This is a genomic window from Paenibacillus camelliae (assembly GCF_023715345.1).
Taxonomy (GTDB): domain Bacteria; phylum Bacillota; class Bacilli; order Paenibacillales; family Paenibacillaceae; genus Pristimantibacillus; species Pristimantibacillus camelliae.
This window is the reverse complement of record NZ_JAMBNY010000044.1, coordinates 1-473: the sequence shown is the minus strand read 5'-3', so window position 1 is coordinate 473 and position 473 is coordinate 1. Positions and strand designations below refer to the sequence as shown.

1 protein-coding gene is annotated in these 473 nt (G+C 37.0%); it reads right to left on the bottom strand.

Translation table 11 applies throughout. The features are described from left to right. The coding region (locus M3180_RS22305; RefSeq protein ID WP_251671629.1) for an NAD(P)-dependent oxidoreductase at nucleotides 1-473 on the bottom strand (473 nt) is incomplete at both ends.

Genomic DNA, 473 nt, shown 5'->3' with positions numbered 1-473 from the left:
AAGTACCATCGTTCACTGCAGCGATTAAATCAGGTGTATTGATGACTGCACCACGTGCTGCGTTAACTAAGATTGCACCTTTTTTCACATGATCAAACATTGCTTTATCGAATAAATGATAGCTTTCTTTGTTCGCTGGAACATGTAAAGAAATAATATCGGCATCTTTAATAGCTTCTTTAACACTATCTTTATAAGTTAAAAAGTCTAAATCTTTATTAGGATAGGCGTCATAAGCTGTAATTGTAGCACCAAATCCTGCATATATTTTAGCTGTAGCAGCACCGATACGACCCGTACCAATAATTGCAACAGTCATATTTTTAACTGGTTTAGACATGATTTCTGCTTGCCAAGTAAAATCATGTGCTTGTACACGGCGTTCAATATCTGGGAAGCGACGCACTAATTGTAGGGCGATAGAAACAGAATACTCTGCAATTGTTTCAGGTGAATAACTAGGAACGTTAGAT